Consider the following 17,674-nt stretch of genomic DNA (forward strand, 5'->3'; position numbering starts at 1 on the left):
AGGAACGAAGATGATCGAGACGTTGCGCAACTGGTGGGTGCCGCTGGCGTCGGCGCTGGCCGTTATCGCCCTGCCCGCATCCGTGGATGCCGCGCCCGTCCACCGCATCGTCGCGGTGGGCGATCTGCACGGCGATTACGCGGCTTGGCGGGCGATCGCCCGGGCGGCGGGGCTGGAGGATGCGACCGGGCGATGGTCGGGCGGATCCACCGTGCTGGTCCAGACCGGCGACATGGTCGACCGCGGGCCCGATTCGCTGAAGATCGTGCTCGACCTGATGCGGCTGCAGCGCGAGGCGGCCCGGGCCGGTGGGCGCGTCGTGGCGCTCGTCGGCAACCACGAGGCGATGAACGTCACCGACGATCTGCGCTACGTGTCGGCCGGCGATTACGCCGCCTTCGCCGATACAGGCTCGGCGGCCCTTCGGGATCGCGCCTTCGCGGCCAGCAAGCGCGCGATCGAGGCCGATTATCGCCGCCGCGACCCGGCGATGAGCGAGGCGGCCATCCACGCCGCCTGGATCGCCGCGACCCCGCTCGGGCAAATCGAGCATCAGGCGGCATGGCATCCCGGCGGCCGCATCGGTCGCTGGATCGTGGCCAATCCCGCGGTCGCCTTGATCGACGGCACGCTGTTCGTCCACGGCGGGATAAGCACCGCCTTCGCCCGACTGCCGATCGCCGAGATCAACCACCGCGTCGACGCGGCACTCGTCGCGCGCGATGCCGCGCCGCAGGCGGTCATCAACGATCCCGACGGTCCGCTGTGGAACCGGCATTTCGCCGTCGCGCCGTCGGCGGATACGCCCGCTTCCCCGATCGGCGCGGAGCTGGATCAGGTGCTGAAAGCCTATGGCGCGCACCGGATGGTGATCGCCCACACGCCGATCCTCGGCGGCATCGCCATCCTGTTCGGCGGCCGGCTGGTCCGGATCGATACCGGCATATCGGCCGTGTTCGGCGGGATGCCCGACTACCTCGAGATCATCGACGACGTGGCCGTGCCGCACGTCGTCGCCCGTCCCTAGCGGCACGATGGAGCGAGCGGATGACTGCGACAAGACGGACGTTCTTCTGCCTCGGCACCGCGCTGATCGCCTCCGCCGGAGCGAGCGCGACGGACAAGAAGGTCACCAAGCCGCTGTTCGCCGCCGACGACCCCATACGCCTCACCATCACCGCGCCCTTGGCCGACCTCGCGTCTTCCAACGGCAAGTCCAAGAAGCCGGCGCCCGGCACCTTGGGCGTCGTCGCGCCGACGCCTGAGCAGCTCGCGATCGCCGTCTCGACCCGTGGCGTGACGCGGGGCGATCGCGACATCTGCCCCTTCCCGCCGCTGCGGATCGATTTCCCGCAGAAGCCCGCTGACGGCTCGCTCTTCAAGGGGCAATCGAGCCTGAAGCTCGTGACCCATTGCCGGCCCGATGCCGTGTTCCAGGATTATGTGCGGCTCGAATATGCGGCCTACCGCATGTACGCGCTGCTGAGCCCGGACAGCTTCGGCGTCCGGCTGGCCCTGGTCGACTACGTCAACAAGAACGGCCGGAAGCTGGCGACGAAGCCGGCGTTCTTCATCGAGGACGTCAAGGACGTCGCTCGGCGCAACAGCGACAAACGGCTCAAGATCCGTGCCCGCATCGCATCGGCGGCCCTTGATCCCAGCGCCGCCGCACGCTTCGCGATGTTCGAATACATGATCGGCAATCTCGACTGGTCGATGACGGCGGCATCGGCCGGAACGCCATGCTGTCACAATTCGCGGCTGATCGCGACGGCGGGTATGACGAGGGGGCTGACACCGGTCCCGTATGACTTCGACTTCTCGGGGCTTGTCGACGCTCCCTATGCCACCCCGCCGCAGGGCTTCCAGCAGCCCAATGTCCGCGTGCGCTTCTATCAGGGCATCTGCGCCCACAACGAGGCCGCGCGAGCCGCGGCGGCCGAGTTCCTCGCACGGCGGGCCGCCATCACCGGCGTGCTCGACGCGGTGCCTGATCTCGGCACCGGCCGACGTGACAAGGCGAAACGTTATCTCGACGCGTTCTTCGAACAGATCGGGACGCCGGGCGGCGTGACGGCGGTGCTCAAGACCTGCCGTGGCTGACGATCGCGTACCGTCGACGTCGTCAGGAATGAGGAACCGGCACCTCGTACGTCTCCGTCACCTCGGAGACGACCGCGGTCGTCGCGGTCACCCGGGTTGGGCCGTCGTGATGAGCGTGTTCCACCATGCCGAGGAACCGCTTCATGTCCGGGCGCTCGCCATAGCTCGTCGCCCACAGCGCCAGGAAGCACAGGTTGAACGCCGCCGAGGCCACCACCGCCAGCTCCACCGCGCCGATGCCGGCCGAAAGCCCGATCCCGATCGCCAGCAGGATGAAGAGCAGGTCGCCGGAGCTCTTCAGCGTGTTGCGATATCGCGCCGCGCCCGCGATGCCCGCGAGCGAGAAGGACAGCGCGAGCGAATGCTGGACGATCACGACGATGCCGGTGACGACCAGCGGCAACACGACGATCGTATCGACCACGGATTGGTCGTAATCCTGCGGGCTGCGCACCTTCATGTAGATCCAGCTGACGGGCAGCGCCGTCAGGATCGCGCCCGCCACCGCGCCGACGAGCCACACCAGACTGCCGCCGAACGACTCGGGGTGCGACACGCGCGCCGCCAGCAGTTTGTCGGGCGCGCCATCAGCCTGCGAGATCAGCGACTGGACGCGGCCGACCGGCAGATAATCGTGCCATTGGGGGAACATCTGCGTCACGAGAAGGAAGGCGATCGCCAGGGCGGCATAATAGGCCAATAGCTTACCCAAGATCTTCATCGCCACTATCTCACTCCCGACGCCATGTTTCGGCGTCACCACAATCACTTGGCCAGACCATAGTCTCGCAGGACGAGAGTGGTGCACCCAAGCGCGGCGCGCATCATGCGTTTGGATGATGCGACACGCTTTTTTGTGGCCAGCAACCAGCTCCCGGAGTAGTTTGGATCAATCGTAAGGGAGGTCGTCAGCATTCGATGGACGTCGCTGCGGAACAGTTGCTGGACTCGATCTATGCCGCGGCGCTCGATCCGCAGTCCTGGCAGCATGTGCTCGCCGCGCTGAGCGACGTCGCCGGCGGCGAGGCGAGCGCGATTACGCAGTTGAACATCGCGACCGGCGCCGGAACCGCGATCGTGCTCAACAATGACGAGCGGGTGCTGGACGAGTATTTCAGCTATTATTATCGGATCAACCCGCTCCAGATTGTCGCTGATCCCGGGAGCTATGTCGCCGGCTGGACGCCGATGATCCTGCGCGACGAGGATTGGCTCGACCGCGCGACGCTGGAAGCGACGGAATATTACAACGACTTCCTGCGGCCGATCCGGGCCGAATGGGGGATCATCCTCCGGCTCGGCCTGAGCGGACATGATCTGACCGCGATCAGCATCGGGCGGTCGCACGGACGCGGGCGTTTCGAGGATGCGGAGATCGCGGCGGCGGCGCGCTTCCACCCCCATCTCATCAGGGCGATGGCGCTCGGCCGCAGGTTCGCCGATGTCCACCGCCGTTCGGACGGCCTGGCCGCGGCGGTCGATCGCTCCCGCTCGGCGATGCTGCTGGTCGACGCCGGCGCCCGTCTCCTCCACGCCAACGCCGCCGCCGAACGGCTGATCCGCGCCGGCGACGCGTTGCGCGTCCAGGCCGGAACGCTGATCGCGACCGATCCGACCAGCGCGGCGAACCTGTCCGACGCGATCCGCAACGCCTCCCACCCTGATCGGCAGCGCCGGATCGCAGGCACCTTCGCCATCCGGACGGCGGATCGCCCGCTTCCGCTGAACGGGGCGGCGATGCCGCTGCTCGAGGAGGAGAGCAGCCTGTTCGGCCGGGCCGCGGCCACGCTCGTCAGCATCGCCGATCCGGACGGCAACGCCGCGGACGCCCTGCAGGCGGCGTTCGACTTCACGGCCGCCGAGTCCCGTCTCGCCGGTGACCTGCTGGAGGGATTGAGCCTTCGCGCCTCGGCGGAACGTCGTTCCGTCAGCATCAACACCGTCCGCACGCAGCTTGCCGGCCTGTTCGCCAAGACGGGCACGCACCGGCAGATCGAGCTGATCCAGACGCTGACGATGACGGACGTTGGCCGGTTCGACGCCTGATCCCGCGAGCGTCCGCCGGCTGCCCCGGTCAATCGGGGCGGCAGGCGTCGTCGGGCTGACGCTATCGGCCCTGTCGCCCGCCGCCTCCGTCTACGTGACGGGTTCGGCGATCCTGCGGCTGGCGGGCACGGGCGCCGTTCCTGCCGTGATCGCCGGCGGCGTGGTGATCCTGCTCGCCTCGCTGCTGTATGCGGAAGTGGGCGCGGCCTTCCCGCATGCCGGCGGGATCTACCCGGGGATCGGCGCGATCCTGGGGCCGTCGGCGGCGCGGGTCGCGATCGTTCTCGGCCTCGTCTCGTCGCCCGCGTTGCTGGCGTTCGTGTCGCTGGGCCTCGCCGACTATGTCCAGCTATATGCGCCGGCCTGGCCGAAGACGATCATCGTCCCGACCCTGATCGCGGCCGCCTGCGGGATCGCGGCGCTGAACATCCAGATCAGCGTGCGGATCACGATGCTGCTCCTGATCGTGGAGCTCGTCGCGCTCGCCATCCTCGTGGCGATCGGGGTCGCGCATCCGGCACGCTCCGTTGCCCAGGTCATGCTCCGGCCGGTCGCGGTCGGCGGCACCGGCGGGCTTGTCGCGGTGCCGATGGCGACGATGTTCGTCGCGACCGTCTCCGGGGCGTTCGCTTGCGCCGGGTCCGGGCTCGCGCTGTATTTCGCCGACGACCTGACCGGGCGTCCGCAGCGGATCGGATGGCTCGTCGTGATCGTCGGCATCGTCACCGTGGTGCTCGTGGCGTCGCCGTTGCTCGCGATCTGCATCGCCATGCGCGATCCGGTCGCGACGCTGCGGAGCACCGCGCCGATCGCGACCTTTATCTCGGACCGCGCGGGCGCAGGGGTCGCCGCGGGGACGGTCGCGGCCGTCGTCCTGGCGATCTTCAACAATCTGGTGGCCAGCACCATCGCGTTCGGGCGTTTCCTGTACGCGACGGGCATGGACGGCACCTGGACGCGGGCAGTCGATCGGCGGCTGACGACACTGCACCCGCGGTACGGCTCTCCCGTGTTCGCGATCGTGCTGCTTGGTGTCGCCGCGCTGGTCGCATGCCTGATCGGCCAGCGCGCGTTGCTCGCGCTGCTGTCGGCGGAGGTGTTCACCGCCTTGCTGGTCGTGATCGCGGTCGTCGTCGGGCGGCGGCGTCGACTGACCGGCATCGGCACCTTCCGTTCACCGCTGTTCCCGCTCGCGCCCGTCCTCGGCCTCGCCGTCATCGCCGCGTTCGTCATGGTGGATTGGACAGGGCCCGGCGACAACCGGATCGCGGTGTGCGCTCTGGCAGCGACGGCATCGCTGACCTTCCTCGTCAGTCGATGGGCGAGCGGACGGGCGGCAGGCGGACGGGCTGCGAGCGGACCGGCGGCCGGCGAACCGTCGTCCCGGAACCGGCTTCGCGAAGTCTCGTCGCAGCCCCGCAGCTAAGGTCGCAGGATCGCTCGATCCCGGCGACACGCCGCCGCCTCAGCCCATCCGGAACCCCGCCCTGCTCCCCTCGCCGCCGTCGCCACGCTCGCGCCCGGCCAGCACGTTCTCCAGCTCGGCCAACGAATGCGGCACGTCGAGCGTCTGGGCGCCCAGGAACAGCCGGGTCCCGCCGCCCTCCTGCGGGACGGCGTGGGTCAGCTTGTCGATGTCCACCAATGCCTTGCCGTCGGGAATCGTCTCTAGCTGGACGAAGCGCATGGGGAGTTCTCCTGATGATGTCGCCCGTCGCCCTACACGGCCCGCGCGCCCGACCCTAGAGCGGACGGGCCATCCTGCGGACCGGGCGATGCACAGACCACCGCCGCCTGTTCCACGGCCGCCGTTCCACCAGATCGCCGAACCGCCAGAAGAAGGTCGTGCGCTCATGCGGCCCGGCGTGCACGAGCGTCCAGCACTCTCCCGCCGGCAAGGCGACGATGCGATGGATGTGCGTCGCCGCGATCTCGTAAGTCGCACCGGTGACGCGCTCTGCCGGCGTCATGGTCCAGCTTCCGTCGGGAAGCACGGTGAAGACCTCCTCGACGTAGCTCCCGGCGAGGATCCGGGTCCGGAACGGCCACGGGTGGTCGTGGGGATGGGCGGTGGGCTCGGGCCGCGTGAAGCGGTGAAGCGCGCGGCCATCGTCCAGATGATATTTGACGAAGGCCGGCGACATACGCTCCACGCGCACGATGGCGCAGCCGGCCGGGACATGGGCACGGGCAAGTCGGGGGATGCGCTGGATCATGCCGCGTCTCTGCCACCGGGCGCGACGATCGCAACCCTGTCGTCGCGTGCCCCGCGCCGCTCCTCAGCCAAAGGTGCAGGAAGTCAGGGCCAAGTGGCTCGTCAGTGCGGGATCGGCGGCTGTTACGGTCGATCGAGTGGCTGCCCTCGGCCAGTCTTCCACGAACCCCCCTTGCGCCGCGCCTGCGCTTGGATAGCCTGTCGGGCGACGAGGCTTGGTCGCGGAGGGGTCGCATGGGACGGTGGGCATGGGTTCATCCGGGGCTGCTCGCACTATCGAGCCTGACGGTCGCGGGCCCGGCGCTCGCCGACTGCAAGGTGGCCAAAATGGCCGAACTGCCGGTGACGCTGATCGGGCGGCGCGCGGTGGTCGATGCGAAGTTCGGCACGCACGAAACGCGATTCATCGTCGACAGCGGCGCATTCTACAGCACCTTGTCGCGTGCCTCGGCTGCCGAGTTCGGACTAAGGACGGAGCCCGCGCCCGCGTGGTTCCGGCTGCAGGGCATCAACGGCGACTCGTCGGCATCCTTTGCGAACGCGAAGGACTTCTCGCTCGCCGGCATCCCGATCCGCAGCGCCGATTTCATCGTCGGCGGCAGCGACACCGGGACGGCAGGGTTGCTCGGCCGGAACATCCTGGGGCTGGCGGATGTGGAATACGACCTGCCGCACGGTGCGGTGCGGCTGATGCAGGTTTCGGGTTGCGGCAGGAAGACGCTTGCCTATTGGTCGGCGGGCAAACCGTTTTCGATGATCGCGCTGGAGCGCGGCAGCGGCGAGTCATGGAGGCCGGAAACGGTCGGCACGGTGCTGGTCAACGGCGTCAAGATGCGGGCGGTGTTCGACTCGGGAGCCGAAACCACGGTCATGACGCTCGCCGCGGCCAAACGCGCGGGCATCACCCCGACCAGTCCCGGCGTGCGGCCGGTCGGGTACAACAGCGGGATCGGCTCGAAGCAGATCGCGACGTGGCTCGCTCCGTTCACCACCATCGACCTGGGCGGGGAGATACTGTCGGGCCCCAAGTTCGAAATCGCCAACATCCAGATCGATGGCGACATGCTGGTCGGGTTCGACTTCTTCCTGACCCACCGCATGTTCGTGTCCAATGCCAACCATCAACTCTACATGACGTACGAGGGTGGACCGGTGTTCGGCCTGAAGCTGACGGGCGCGCGGACGACGACCGGCGAGAAGCTCGACCTGACCGACACCGCCGCCGAACCCACCAGCGCCGAAGGGTTCGGCCGACGCGGCGCGGTGTTCATGTCGCGGCACAAGCTCGCCGAAGGGCTGGCGGATTTCGACAGGGCGGTGGCGCTGGCGCCGAACGAGGGCCGCTATGTCTTCCTGCACGCGCAGGCCCATCTCGCGAACGGCCAGCCGCTGCTCGCGGCGGCCGATCTGGACAAGGCGGCGACGCTGATGCCCAACGACGCCGACGTGCACTTGGCGCGCGCCGGGCTCCGCCTGAGGGACCGCGATCCCGACGGCGCGATGCAGGACGTGAAGGCCGCGGACCAGAGCCTGCCCGCCGGCTCCGAACGGCGGCTCCAGATCGCCGGCCTGTACGAAAGCCTCGACCAGCCCGAGGCCGCCATCACCAATTACGACGCGTGGCTGACCCTTCACCGTGACGATGCCGACCGGGCCAGCGCCTACAACGGCCGCTGCTGGGCCCGCGCCCTAATGAACCGCGACCTCGACCGCGCGCTGTCCGATTGCAACGCCGCGGTCAAGCTGCGGCCCGGCTTCGCGTCCTACCTCGACAATCGCGCGCTTGTGCAACTCCGCCGCGGCAAGCTCGACGCCGCGCTCGCCGACTATGACGCGGCGGTGAAGGCAAACCCCCGCAACGCCTGGTCGCTCTACACGCGCGCCATCGCCGAGAAGCGCGCCGGCAAGAACGAGGCGGCGGAGGCGGACCGTGCGGCGGCGCTGGCGATCAACCCCGCGGTTGCCAAGCGGGCGGCGAGATACGGGCTGGAAGGCTAAGGCACGTCGCCGTCAGGGCCGACCATCAGCCGGCGGCCGACGTCGCGCTCAGCGCTTCGTACCAGTCGGCACAGCGCGTGTTCTTCGCCATTCGGCGGTTGACGTCGGGTGAGCCGTCATCCCACCAGGGCGGCCCGCGCTCGCCGAGCGCGACCTTGGCGGCCTGGACGGCGGCGCGGGCCGCATTTTCCGCGACCGGGTCACCATCCCGCTTCGCCTGTCCGACCGAGCGCCGTGCGTCCATGAGGTCGCCGACGAGTGCGGCGCGGCGGTCGGGCGACAGCGCCGGGTCGACGGCCCGCCAGAGCCGCCCGCGCACGACGATGTAGCGCCCGTCCGGCGTCAGCGGCGACGGGGATCCCGCTTGCGCTCTGCCAGACGTGTCGCCCTGGCCCGTGTCGTCCTGCCTGGTCACAATCGCTCCCGTCGATGCCGCCCGGTGGACGCGGTCCGGGAAACGTTTCCCAAGCTGTTCCGGCGCATCCGTGCCGACTATGGCGGGGCGATCACCAGCGGCGCGGGCCGCGTTTGAGCGGGGTGCGGCGGGGCATGTCCAGAACGACCCTGTCCCATGTCCTGCTACTCGCGTCGCTGCTGGTCGCGATCGTGTTCTGCGGCGGCCTGCTCGTGTACGGCGCCGGACGCGGAGCGGACCTGACCGACGAGGTCTTCTATCTTGTCTGGGCGCGCGATCCCGGTGCCTACGCGCTGATCTACCAGCCGTTCGGCTATCTGCTGCATCCGCTGTTCGCGCTCGTTCGGGGCGACCTGCGATCCTATCGCCTGATCGGCTTCGCCATCACGGCGGTGGCCGGCGCGCTTCTGGGGCTCTCGCTGTCGGCCGGGCGGCGCGATGCCCTGCCCTTCGCCGCGTACGGGATGCTGGCCTCGCTGACGATCTTCTTCCCGTGGATCATCACGCCAAGCTACAATTCGGCGGCGAACGTCGGCGCGGCGCTGGCGATCGCGGGTATCCTGACGGCCTTGTCGGATCGACCGGGATGCCGGACGGCAGGGTCCGTGCTGACCGCCATCGGATTGTGTCTTGCCGCCTTCTCGAAACCGCCGTTGTTCGCCATCGCCGTCGCGGTCATCGTCGTCGTGGGGATCGCCGCCGGCAGCAGGCGGACGAGCCTCGCGCTGATCGTCGCGCTGGTGCTGGCAGGAGCACTGATCTCGCTGTTCCTGTCGCCCGCCGCCATCCCCGGCCTGATCGCGCGGATGGCGGCGAGCCAGCACGTCCTCGCCCTGCCCAACACGCCATTGTCGCTGCCGATCAAGGTGGCGCGCGACTGGCTGATCGTGCCGGCGTCGCTGACCGGAGCCGCCGTCGCGGCCGGGGCAAGCCTGTTGTCCGGCCGTTTCCGCCGCCTCCGCTGGCTCGGCTATGCGGCGATCGCGTTGAGCCTCCTGTATGTCGCGGGCATCGCCGCCGACGCGGTCGACGGCGAGATACCGGACTTCATCGGCCTCGCACTCGTCACGGCGGCGGCCGGCTACGCCGGCGTGCGGTGGCGTTATTGCCGCGGCAAGCGGCTCGCCATCGCGCTGCTGCTCGCGGCTCCGTTCGCGGTGGCGCTCGGCACGTTCAACAATCAGTGGGCTCAACTCAACTTCAGCATGGTCTTCCCGCTGCTGGCGATCTTCGTCCTCGCGTCCGGCGATCCGCTGTGGTGGCGCGGCGGCCTCGCCCGGGCGCTGGCGATCGTCGCGCCCGGTGCGGTCATGCTGCTCGCGGCCTGCCATCCCTACAGCCTGCCCGCCTCGATCTTCGAACAGCAGGTCGCCATCAGCCACCCGGTCACGCACGGCGCGATCCTCGTCGATCCGGAAACGGCAGCCTTCGTCCGCTCGGCGCACGGGCTGGCGGGCGGCGCCCTGCTCGTCGACCTCTCGGGAACGGGACCCGGCGTCGCGGCGGCGCTCGGAGCGCGGGCGCCGGTGCTCGCCTGGCTCAACCCGGCCGTCGGCACCTGGCCGGACGTCGTCTGGTCGCGACTGGCCGAGGGCGCGCGCGAGCGGGCCTGGTTCGTTGGCCCGGTCTGGCCGCTGTTCGGCCGCTCGGCACCGGCCCGGTGGTTGGTGGCGCACCGGGCGCGCTACTGCGGAACGACGCTGCCCGAGATGCCGTTCTGGGGCAAGGAGCAGGTCCTGCAGGTCTGGCGGCCCTGTCGCCACGGGCCCGGCTAGCGGGTCCGCGCCGTCACGGACGCGACGAACGGAGCAGCGTTCCGCGCGGCCGATGGTTCGGCCACCATGAGCAGATTGAAGCACTTGGCGCATCGGTCGCTGCCGATCGCATTCGCCCTTGGCGGAGCCGCGCCTGCCGCCACGGCCGACAACCATATCTGGCCGCGGGGCGTCACGCTGCCGGCCGGAGAAGCCGTGAACGAGGATTATCGTCGGCAGTTCGACTTATGCGATCGCGAAGGCACGTTCCGCGGCCAAAGGTCGCGCTATACCCGGAGCTGCGCCGACGATCCCAACGCGGTCACCGCCCTGCGCATCCTGCCCGGCGGCGCGGTCGCCTATGTGTCCAAGCTGGCGGTGGACCTCGACGGGTCGGCGTTCGCATGCGGGCCTGATCACGGCCGCATGGATCAATGTCCCACCTCGCTGATGCTGCGCGACCCGCAGGGAAACGAGGTGCCGGTCGATGCCGACAAGGTGCCCTATGTCGTCATCCCCGAAGCCGGTCCGCCGGATGTCGCCGGCGAGTTCACGCGGCTGACGGGCGTTCGCGTCGGCGATTTCGGCGTCGTGATCGCCAATGGTCGCACGGTCCCTGTCATCGTCGCTGACACCGGGCCGTACAGCAAGCTGGGCGAAGGGTCGCTCGCGCTTCACCGGGCGCTGAACCATGAGCAATGCGTCGGCCGACGCGAAGGCGCGGTCTGCACCCGTGTCGACAACGAAGGAGAAAGTATCACGTCGGACGTGACCACCGTCCTGTTCCCCGGCAGCGCGCGCGACGGGCTGACCCCAGCCAATATCGCCAGCGTCACGCAGCATGAGGGAAACCGCCGCTGGGCCGATCTTCAGCAGGGCCGTCCCGCGGACTGACGGCTCGCCGATGCGCTCACGACATTGCCGGCGCGGACGGTACGGGGCCGTCGGGCAAGGGGATGAACTCCCGGTCCTCGGCGTCCGGCAGCTTCATCCGCCCCGCCCGCCAGTCGGCCGCGGCCTGCTCCAGTCGCTCGTGCGACGAGGACACGAAGTTCCAGTACAACAGCCGCTCGCCCACCGGGTCGCCGCCGAGCATCATGACGGTCGACTGCGCGATCGCCCGGACGGACGAGGCGGCGCGATCGACGACGATCATCCGCCCCGGACCATGACGCTGGCCTCCGCACTCCACCTCGCCGCGCGCGACGTACACGGCGCGCTCGGCATGGCCCGGCGGGATCTCGGCGCTGCTCCCCGCCGCCATCTCCAGATGCGCGTAGAACAGCGGCGAGTGCGTCCGCGCGGCGGCGGTGAGCCCGAAGGCACTGCCGGCGATCAGCTGACCGATCACGCCGCCGTCGTGCCACTGCGGCAGGTCGTCGCCCTCGTGGTGCGTGAAGGAGGGCGCCGTCTCCTCGTCGCCGGTCGGCAGCGCCACCCAGGCCTGGATGCCGTGGAGGTGGTCGCCCACCGCTCGCGCGCGCTCGAACCGCTCGCTGTGGGTGATGCCGCTGCCGGCGGTCATCCAGTTGACCTCCTGCGGCCGGACCGGCTGGACAGAGCCGACGCTGTCGCGGTGCATCATCTCGCCCGCGAACAGATAGGTCACGGTGGACAGGCCGATGTGCGGGTGCGGGCGTACGTCCACGCTGCGGTCGACGCCGGCCGCGAGATCGAGCGGCCCCATGTGATCGAAGAAGATGAACGGCCCGACCATGCGCCGTTTGGCGAACGGCTGCACGCGGCCGACCGAAACGCCGCCGCCCAGATCGCGACGGCGCTGCTCGATGATCGCCTCGATCATAAAACCGCTCCCTGATGAACCTTCGATCTGGGCTGGATAAAGCCGCAGCGTCTCGGGCACCAGTACGGACCGGCGATCCATTGGATCAGACGGTCGCGCTTTCCACGACGCGACCGTCGGACCGTCCTCCAGGAGCCGTCGCCAGCCCCCGGAGGCAAGGCATCAGTACCGCTCGACGGCGGGCGTCCGGGCATAGGTCGCGCGCTCGCGATCGACCTCGTCGGTCGTGTAGGCGGGCGCGTTGGCGTCGAAGCCGGTCCAGCCGGACTGGCGATATGCCGCGCCGCGGGTGGTCGCATCGACCGACCGGTTGCGGTCGAGCACCGCCTCGGCCTCTACGGCCTGGGCGTCCGGCACCTTGGCGCTGACGAGCGTGCCGCCGCGGCGGACGCCCTCGGAATAGACGTTCGCCTCTTCGTCCGTGTGGCCGCTGTTCTTCAGCGCGCCGACGAGGCTGCCGGTCGCCGCACCGCCGGCAGCACCGATGCCGGCACCGACCGCGGTCGCCGCCAGCCAGCCGGCCGCGACGATCGGGCCGAGGCCCGGGATGGCCAGCAGGCCGAGCCCGGCGAGCAGGCCGCCCGCACCGCCGAGCAGCGCGCCGGTCGAGGTGCCGCGGCTGACGTCGCCCCGGTCGTCGACACCCCGCCCGTCGACGTTGTCATGGTCGTTCACGTCATGCTGGCCGTGGGCGTTGTTGGCGACGAGGCTGATGTCGCCGTGACTGATGCCCAGCGCCTCCAGGTCGCGCACCGCGGTGGTGGCGTCGGCATAATCGTCGAACAGGCGTGTGATGGTCTTGGTCATGGTCGTTCTCCGTGAAGTCGAGGATCAATGGACGGTGACGTTGCCCTTGTAGTCGAGCGCGACGTTGACCTTCGCGCCGCTCTTCATGGCGGTGCCCTGCCAGACGCCGTTCTGGTCCTTGGCGAGCTTGCTCACGCCGGTGTAGCCGGCCTTGGCGATCCGGCCGCGCGCCTGCGCCTCGGTGAACGAGTTGCGGCCCGTCGCGGCGGTCGCCGTCGTGTGCACCGCGGCGCTCTTCACCGCCGGGTTGTGCGATCCCGTGTCGGCCTGCGCGAACGCGCCCGTGGCCGCTGTCGCCGCCAGGATGGCGGCGATGATCTGCTTGTGCATTGGTCTCTCCTCGATAATGTCTCTGGGGGAATCACGCTGGTTGCCCGGTGCAGGGCCACTATGATCCCGGCCGCTGAACGCCTCGGCTCAGCGAACGGTGCCGCGACGAAACAGGTTGATGATCGCCAGCAGCACGATCGCGCCGAGCAGCGACACGGCGATCGACTCGATGCTGATGATCCCGCTGGTGATCGGCGCACCGCCGATGAGCGGCGTGACGATGAAGCCCGCCAGGATCGCACCGACAATCCCGACCACGACATTGAGGATGACGCCGTTGTTGTCGCGCATGATCAGCCCGGCGAGCCACCCGACGACGCCGCCGACGACGAGAAGAATGATGAGACCCATGTTGTCCTCCGACTTGCACGCTGCCCCGGCGGGATGCCGGCGCGATCGCTAGTTCGGGAGCATCAACACGATTGGCCACCGTCCGTTCATCGGGCAGCTTCGGGCGATGGTTCACGCCTGGTATGCATGTCACAGGCGCATTGGTACTTTCGTTGTTCCGCAGCAGGAACCGCGGGGGTCCCGTCGCGCTTGTTGCCACATGGACGACGATCGCAGCAACCGGCCCCCGTCTCCGACCCTGCGCCACCTTGAGCAACTGATGGCGGACCTCACCGCCGGGATCATCCTCGTCGATCCGTCTGGCGCCATCATCGGCGCCAATGCCGCCGCGCTGCGCATGCACGGGATCGTCAAGGTCGAGGAGCTGGGCACCACCGCGGACGACTATTGCCAGCGGTTCTGCCTGCGCTTCCGCAACCATCATCGGCTGACCAAGCGCGAATACCCGATCATGCGGATGCTGGCGGGCGAGAGCTTCCCCGATTTAGTGGTCGAGGTCGCGCCGATGGGCACCAACGAGCCGCGCTGGACGCATACGGTGCATGACGTCGTGATGGACGAGGACGGCGGCGACCCCGATTGCCTGGCGCTGGTGATCCAGGACGTGTCCGAACGCTACGACGCGGAAGCGCGGTTCGAGGCGATGTTCCAGGCCAATCCGGCGCCTGCGCTGATCCTGCGGCTGTCGGATCAGCGGTTCATCCGCGTCAACGCCGGTTTCGCCGAGCTGTGCGGCTGTCCGCGCGGCGCGATCGAGGGCCGTCACCTGCGCGACATGGACATCCTCGCGAAGGCCGAGCGTCGCGCGCATGTCGCCGAGCGACTCGCGGCCGGCGCGACGATCCCCCAGGTCGAGGCGGAGCTGCCGCTGCCGGACGGATCGACACGGTTCGTGATCCTGGCCGGCCAGCCGATCGAGGTGGCGGAACAGCCCTGCATGCTGTTCACCTTCGCCGATCTCGATCCCCGGCGGAAAGCGGAACAGGCGCTGCGATCGAGCGAGCATCGTTCGACGACCATGTTCCGGCTCGCGCCCGTCGCCATGGCCGTGACCTCGACGCCGGAGAACCGGTTCGTCGAGGTCAACGAGGCGTTCTGCCGCATGACCGGCCACGCGGCGCACGACCTCGTCGGGCGCGTGGCCGACGACATCCAGCTATGGAACGACGCCGCGCTGCGCCGGTCCACCGAAGAGGAAATCGCGCGGCGCGGCGGCGTGCGCACCTGCGACGTCCGCGTCCTTCCTAGAGAGGGCGAGCCCCTCGACTGCCTCGTCTCCGCGGAGACGGTGGACGTGCGCGGCGAGCACTGCGTGCTGTGGCTCTATCAGGACGTGACCGCGCGTCGCCATAGCGAGATCGAGCTGGTCGAGGCGATCGAGTCGGTGATGAAGGACGCGAGCTGGTTCAGCCGCTCGATCATGGACAAGCTCGCGACGCTGCGCGGCGGCAGCGGTGCGGCCGCGCCGGCCGCCGCCGAGTTGAGCGGCCGCGAACGCGAGGTGCTGGAGCTATTGTGCGAAGGGCTGGACGACAAGGGCATCGCCGGACGGCTCGGCCTGTCGGGCAACACTGTCCGCAATCACGTGTCGCGCCTCTATGCCAAGATCGGCGTCAACCGTCGCAGCGCCGCAATCATCTGGGCTCGCGAACGCGGCATCGGCGGCCGCGCCGGCGATCGGTCTTAGCGAGCAAGCCAGCGCCGGCGTCGCTCATCGGGCGGGCGTCGAGGACTTAGACCCGCGTCATCCCCGGTGCGCCGCCTGCCAGCTGATCGCCTTGCGCAGCACGCGTGACAGCTGCTCGACGGAATAGGGCTTGTGCAGCAGCTCGAACCCGTGATGGCCGTTCTGGGCGAGGACGTGGCTGTAGCCGCTGGTCAGGATGACGGGCAGGTCGGGATAGCGCGACCGGATCTGTTCGCCAAGCTCAATGCCGCTCATTCCGGGCATCACGACGTCCGAGAACACCACGTTGAAGCGACCGGCGTCACGATCCAGCATCGCCAGCGCTGAATGGGCGTCGCTCGCCAGCTCGCTTCCGAAACCCAGTTCGGTCAGCGCGGCGGTCGCGAACCGGCCGACGTCCTGATTGTCCTCCACGATGAGGACGCACAGCCCGTCGCCGTCGACGCTTTCCGGCATGTCGGCCCGCTCGGCACCGGCGGCTTCGTTCGGATAGGCGCGGGGCAGGTACAGCGTGAAGGTGGTTCCTCGGCCGACCATGCTGTCGACCCTGATGTCGCCGCCCGACTGTTTGGCGAAGCCGATCACCTGGCTGAGGCCCAATCCCGTCCCCTCGCCCACCGCCTTGGTCGTGAAGAACGGCTCGAAGATGCGGTCCATCCGGTCGGGCGCGATGCCGGTCCCCGTGTCGGCGACCGTCACCGCCACGAAGTCGCCCGCCACCGCGGCATGACCACGGATGGGCGGGATGCCGGAGACCGGACCCGTCGAGATCACGAGCCGGCCCTCCCCATCCATCGCGTCGCGGGCGTTGATCCCCATGTTGACGATCGCGGTGTCGAACTGGCTACGGTCGGCGACGATGAAGAACGGCTCGTCGGGCACCTGCAGCGACAGCGCGATGCGCGATCCGGTCATCGACTGGAGCATGGTCGCGACCTCCTGCAGCGAGGCGCCCGCGTCGAAGAGGTCGGCGCTGAGCGCCTGACGCCGCGCGAACGCGAGGAGCTGGCCGGTCAGTCTCGCCGCACGGTCAGCCGTGTCGCCGATCGCATCGATGTAGCGCAGGCGTTTGGCCTCCGTCAGATCGGCGCGGCGCAGGAGATCGACCGAGCCGCGGATGACGGTCAGCAGATTGTTGAAATCATGCGCGACGCCGCCCGTCAGCTGGCCGATCGCTTCCAGCTTCTGGCTCTGCCGCAGCGCCTCCTGCGCGGCCTCCAGTTCGGCCTGCCGCTCCTTGTCGGCGGTGATGTCCCGGCCGGTCGCGTACGTCATGTCGCCTGCCGGCGCCGCCGTCCACGAGATCCAGCGGATCGATCCCTCCTTATGGCGGTACCGGTTCTCCATTTTGAGCGTGCCACCGCCGGCGGCGAGCTCATAGGCATCGACCGTCGCCGACCGATCCTCGGCTATCACGAACTCGTTGACGTGGTGACCGGCCAGCTCATCGGGCGCATAGCCCAGCACCGTCGTCCAGGCGGGATTCACCCGGCGGAACACCCCCTCGAAGTCGATCACGACCATGAGGTCGGGCGACGCTTCCCAAAGGCGGTCACGCTCGACCTGCGCCTGGATCACCTCGGCCGCGCGTTCCGCCACGCGGCGTTCGAGCTCGGCATTCGCCTCCTCCCGCTCCAGCACCGCGAGGCGCAGCTCGAGCTGCGCCATGACCTGCCGGGCGAGGGTCCGCAGCGCCCGCTGCTGCTGTTCGGACAGCGAGCGCGGCTGGTAGTCGAGCACGCACAGCGTGCCGATCGGAAAACCGTCGGGCGATTTCAGCAACGCTCCAGCGTAGAATCGCAGGCCTGGCTCGGTCGTCACCAGCGGATTGCACGCGAACCGCTGGTCCAGGGTCGCGTCGGGGATCAGGAGGAACTCCTCCTCGAGGAGCGCCGAACCGCAGAACGATGTCTCGAGCGGCGTGGAGTCGACGCCGAGCCCGACTTCCGCCTTGAACCACTGCCGGCCCGTCTCGATGAGGTTCACCACCGCGATAGGTGTTCCGCAAAGCTCGGATGCCAGTTGGGCAAGCTCGTCGAAGCCGCTCTCGCGGGCGGTGTCCATCACCCGGTAGCGCGCCAGCGCCGCGAGGCGTCGACTCTCCCGTGCTTCTACTCTGTCGTCGACCGTCATGTACGGCGTTGACTAGCCGCATCACCGCGCG

At 69.1% G+C, this 17,674-nt stretch carries 17 protein-coding genes; 8 read left to right on the top strand and 9 right to left on the bottom strand.

Annotated elements, in window-relative coordinates; genetic code table 11:
• The first annotated feature begins 10 nt into the window (after window positions 1–10).
• Window positions 11–1,027, top strand: a complete 1,017-nt coding sequence (locus ACFE65_RS11165) for a metallophosphoesterase (protein ID WP_375382438.1) — start codon at window positions 11–13, stop codon at window positions 1,025–1,027.
• Between the two features lie 20 nt (window positions 1,028–1,047).
• Window positions 1,048–2,103, top strand: a complete 1,056-nt coding sequence (locus ACFE65_RS11170) for a hypothetical protein (protein WP_375382439.1) — start codon at window positions 1,048–1,050, stop codon at window positions 2,101–2,103.
• Window positions 2,104–2,125: 22 nt separating this feature from the next.
• Here the strand turns inward: ACFE65_RS11170 and ACFE65_RS11175 are convergent, their stop codons facing one another.
• Window positions 2,126–2,824 carry a DUF4956 domain-containing protein gene (locus tag ACFE65_RS11175; protein WP_375382440.1) on the bottom strand — a complete coding sequence of 233 codons (699 nt, stop codon included), beginning with the start codon at window positions 2,822–2,824 and terminating at the stop codon, window positions 2,126–2,128.
• A gap of 197 nt (window positions 2,825–3,021) precedes the next feature.
• Here ACFE65_RS11175 and ACFE65_RS11180 point away from each other — a divergent pair, with 197 nt between their 5' ends.
• Window positions 3,022–4,149: a helix-turn-helix transcriptional regulator gene (locus ACFE65_RS11180; RefSeq protein ID WP_375382441.1), complete on the top strand. Its 1,128-nt coding sequence runs from the start codon at window positions 3,022–3,024 to the stop codon at window positions 4,147–4,149.
• Window positions 4,130–5,575 carry an APC family permease gene (locus ACFE65_RS11185; RefSeq protein ID WP_375382442.1) on the top strand — a complete coding sequence of 482 codons (1,446 nt, stop codon included), beginning with the start codon at window positions 4,130–4,132 and terminating at the stop codon, window positions 5,573–5,575. The genes ACFE65_RS11180 and ACFE65_RS11185 overlap by 20 nt, the downstream gene beginning before the upstream one ends.
• A gap of 39 nt (window positions 5,576–5,614) precedes the next feature.
• Here ACFE65_RS11185 and ACFE65_RS11190 read toward each other — a convergent pair whose 3' ends face one another.
• The gene (locus ACFE65_RS11190) at window positions 5,615–5,836 is read right to left on the bottom strand and encodes a hypothetical protein (protein WP_375382443.1); all 222 of its coding nucleotides are present in this window, start codon (window positions 5,834–5,836) and stop codon (window positions 5,615–5,617) included.
• Window positions 5,837–5,891: 55 nt separating this feature from the next.
• Window positions 5,892–6,365, bottom strand: coding sequence for a hypothetical protein (locus tag ACFE65_RS11195; protein ID WP_375382444.1), 474 nt, complete (start codon window positions 6,363–6,365; stop codon window positions 5,892–5,894).
• A gap of 233 nt (window positions 6,366–6,598) precedes the next feature.
• Here ACFE65_RS11195 and ACFE65_RS11200 point away from each other — a divergent pair, with 233 nt between their 5' ends.
• Window positions 6,599–8,362 (top strand): aspartyl protease family protein, encoded by a 1,764-nt coding sequence (locus ACFE65_RS11200; protein ID WP_375382445.1) that lies wholly within the window; start codon window positions 6,599–6,601, stop codon window positions 8,360–8,362.
• A 25-nt stretch (window positions 8,363–8,387) separates the two neighbouring features.
• On the opposite strand, the gene ACFE65_RS11205 is transcribed toward ACFE65_RS11200, so the two are convergent.
• Window positions 8,388–8,777: a hypothetical protein gene (locus ACFE65_RS11205; protein ID WP_375382446.1), complete on the bottom strand. Its 390-nt coding sequence runs from the start codon at window positions 8,775–8,777 to the stop codon at window positions 8,388–8,390.
• A 134-nt stretch (window positions 8,778–8,911) separates the two neighbouring features.
• Between ACFE65_RS11205 and ACFE65_RS11210 the strand changes: the two genes are divergently transcribed.
• Both ACFE65_RS11210 and ACFE65_RS11215 read left to right on the top strand, forming a co-directional pair.
• Entirely contained in the window at window positions 8,912–10,552 is a 1,641-nt protein-coding gene (locus ACFE65_RS11210; RefSeq protein ID WP_375382447.1) for a hypothetical protein, read from the top strand.
• 66 nt (window positions 10,553–10,618) lie between these two features.
• The gene (locus ACFE65_RS11215) at window positions 10,619–11,425 is read left to right on the top strand and encodes a hypothetical protein (protein WP_375382448.1); all 807 of its coding nucleotides are present in this window, start codon (window positions 10,619–10,621) and stop codon (window positions 11,423–11,425) included.
• 16 nt (window positions 11,426–11,441) lie between these two features.
• On the opposite strand, the gene ACFE65_RS11220 is transcribed toward ACFE65_RS11215, so the two are convergent.
• The 4 genes from ACFE65_RS11220 to ACFE65_RS11235 form a co-directional block, all read right to left on the bottom strand.
• Window positions 11,442–12,335 (bottom strand): pirin family protein, encoded by an 894-nt coding sequence (locus ACFE65_RS11220; protein WP_375382449.1) that lies wholly within the window; start codon window positions 12,333–12,335, stop codon window positions 11,442–11,444.
• A gap of 162 nt (window positions 12,336–12,497) precedes the next feature.
• Window positions 12,498–13,142 (bottom strand): hypothetical protein, encoded by a 645-nt coding sequence (locus ACFE65_RS11225; RefSeq protein WP_375382450.1) that lies wholly within the window; start codon window positions 13,140–13,142, stop codon window positions 12,498–12,500.
• A gap of 24 nt (window positions 13,143–13,166) precedes the next feature.
• On the bottom strand, window positions 13,167–13,472 hold the full coding sequence (locus tag ACFE65_RS11230) for a hypothetical protein (protein ID WP_375382451.1): 306 nt from the start codon (window positions 13,470–13,472) through the stop codon (window positions 13,167–13,169).
• An 87-nt stretch (window positions 13,473–13,559) separates the two neighbouring features.
• On the bottom strand, window positions 13,560–13,823 hold the full coding sequence (locus ACFE65_RS11235) for a GlsB/YeaQ/YmgE family stress response membrane protein (protein ID WP_375382452.1): 264 nt from the start codon (window positions 13,821–13,823) through the stop codon (window positions 13,560–13,562).
• A gap of 259 nt (window positions 13,824–14,082) precedes the next feature.
• Here ACFE65_RS11235 and ACFE65_RS11240 point away from each other — a divergent pair, with 259 nt between their 5' ends.
• Entirely contained in the window at window positions 14,083–15,510 is a 1,428-nt protein-coding gene (locus ACFE65_RS11240) for a PAS domain S-box protein (RefSeq protein WP_375382453.1), read from the top strand.
• A 57-nt stretch (window positions 15,511–15,567) separates the two neighbouring features.
• Here the strand turns inward: ACFE65_RS11240 and ACFE65_RS11245 are convergent, their stop codons facing one another.
• The gene (locus ACFE65_RS11245) at window positions 15,568–17,643 is read right to left on the bottom strand and encodes an ATP-binding protein (protein ID WP_375382454.1); all 2,076 of its coding nucleotides are present in this window, start codon (window positions 17,641–17,643) and stop codon (window positions 15,568–15,570) included.
• Window positions 17,644–17,674: the final 31 nt, after the last annotated feature.

The organism is uncultured Sphingomonas sp. (assembly GCF_964237335.1).
Taxonomy (GTDB): domain Bacteria; phylum Pseudomonadota; class Alphaproteobacteria; order Sphingomonadales; family Sphingomonadaceae; genus Sphingomonas.

Excerpts from the sequence above, each read along its gene's own strand:
- ACFE65_RS11235 (WP_375382452.1), bottom strand. The coding sequence starts at position 13,823 with ATGGGTCTCATCATTCTTCTCGTCGTCGGCGGCGTCGTCGGGTGGCTC.
- ACFE65_RS11175 (WP_375382440.1), bottom strand. The coding sequence starts at position 2,824 with ATGAAGATCTTGGGTAAGCTATTGGCCTATTATGCCGCCCTGGCGATC.
- ACFE65_RS11170 (WP_375382439.1), top strand. The coding sequence starts at position 1,048 with ATGACTGCGACAAGACGGACGTTCTTCTGCCTCGGCACCGCGCTGATC.
- ACFE65_RS11165 (WP_375382438.1), top strand. The coding sequence starts at position 11 with ATGATCGAGACGTTGCGCAACTGGTGGGTGCCGCTGGCGTCGGCGCTG.
- ACFE65_RS11240 (WP_375382453.1), top strand. The coding sequence starts at position 14,083 with ATGGCGGACCTCACCGCCGGGATCATCCTCGTCGATCCGTCTGGCGCC.
- ACFE65_RS11225 (WP_375382450.1), bottom strand. The coding sequence starts at position 13,142 with ATGACCAAGACCATCACACGCCTGTTCGACGATTATGCCGACGCCACC.
- ACFE65_RS11220 (WP_375382449.1), bottom strand. The coding sequence starts at position 12,335 with ATGATCGAGGCGATCATCGAGCAGCGCCGTCGCGATCTGGGCGGCGGC.
- ACFE65_RS11210 (WP_375382447.1), top strand. The coding sequence starts at position 8,912 with ATGTCCAGAACGACCCTGTCCCATGTCCTGCTACTCGCGTCGCTGCTG.
- ACFE65_RS11215 (WP_375382448.1), top strand. The coding sequence starts at position 10,619 with ATGAGCAGATTGAAGCACTTGGCGCATCGGTCGCTGCCGATCGCATTC.
- ACFE65_RS11200 (WP_375382445.1), top strand. The coding sequence starts at position 6,599 with ATGGGACGGTGGGCATGGGTTCATCCGGGGCTGCTCGCACTATCGAGC.
- ACFE65_RS11190 (WP_375382443.1), bottom strand. The coding sequence starts at position 5,836 with ATGCGCTTCGTCCAGCTAGAGACGATTCCCGACGGCAAGGCATTGGTG.
- ACFE65_RS11195 (WP_375382444.1), bottom strand. The coding sequence starts at position 6,365 with ATGATCCAGCGCATCCCCCGACTTGCCCGTGCCCATGTCCCGGCCGGC.
- ACFE65_RS11180 (WP_375382441.1), top strand. The coding sequence starts at position 3,022 with ATGGACGTCGCTGCGGAACAGTTGCTGGACTCGATCTATGCCGCGGCG.
- ACFE65_RS11230 (WP_375382451.1), bottom strand. The coding sequence starts at position 13,472 with ATGCACAAGCAGATCATCGCCGCCATCCTGGCGGCGACAGCGGCCACG.
- ACFE65_RS11245 (WP_375382454.1), bottom strand. The coding sequence starts at position 17,643 with ATGACGGTCGACGACAGAGTAGAAGCACGGGAGAGTCGACGCCTCGCG.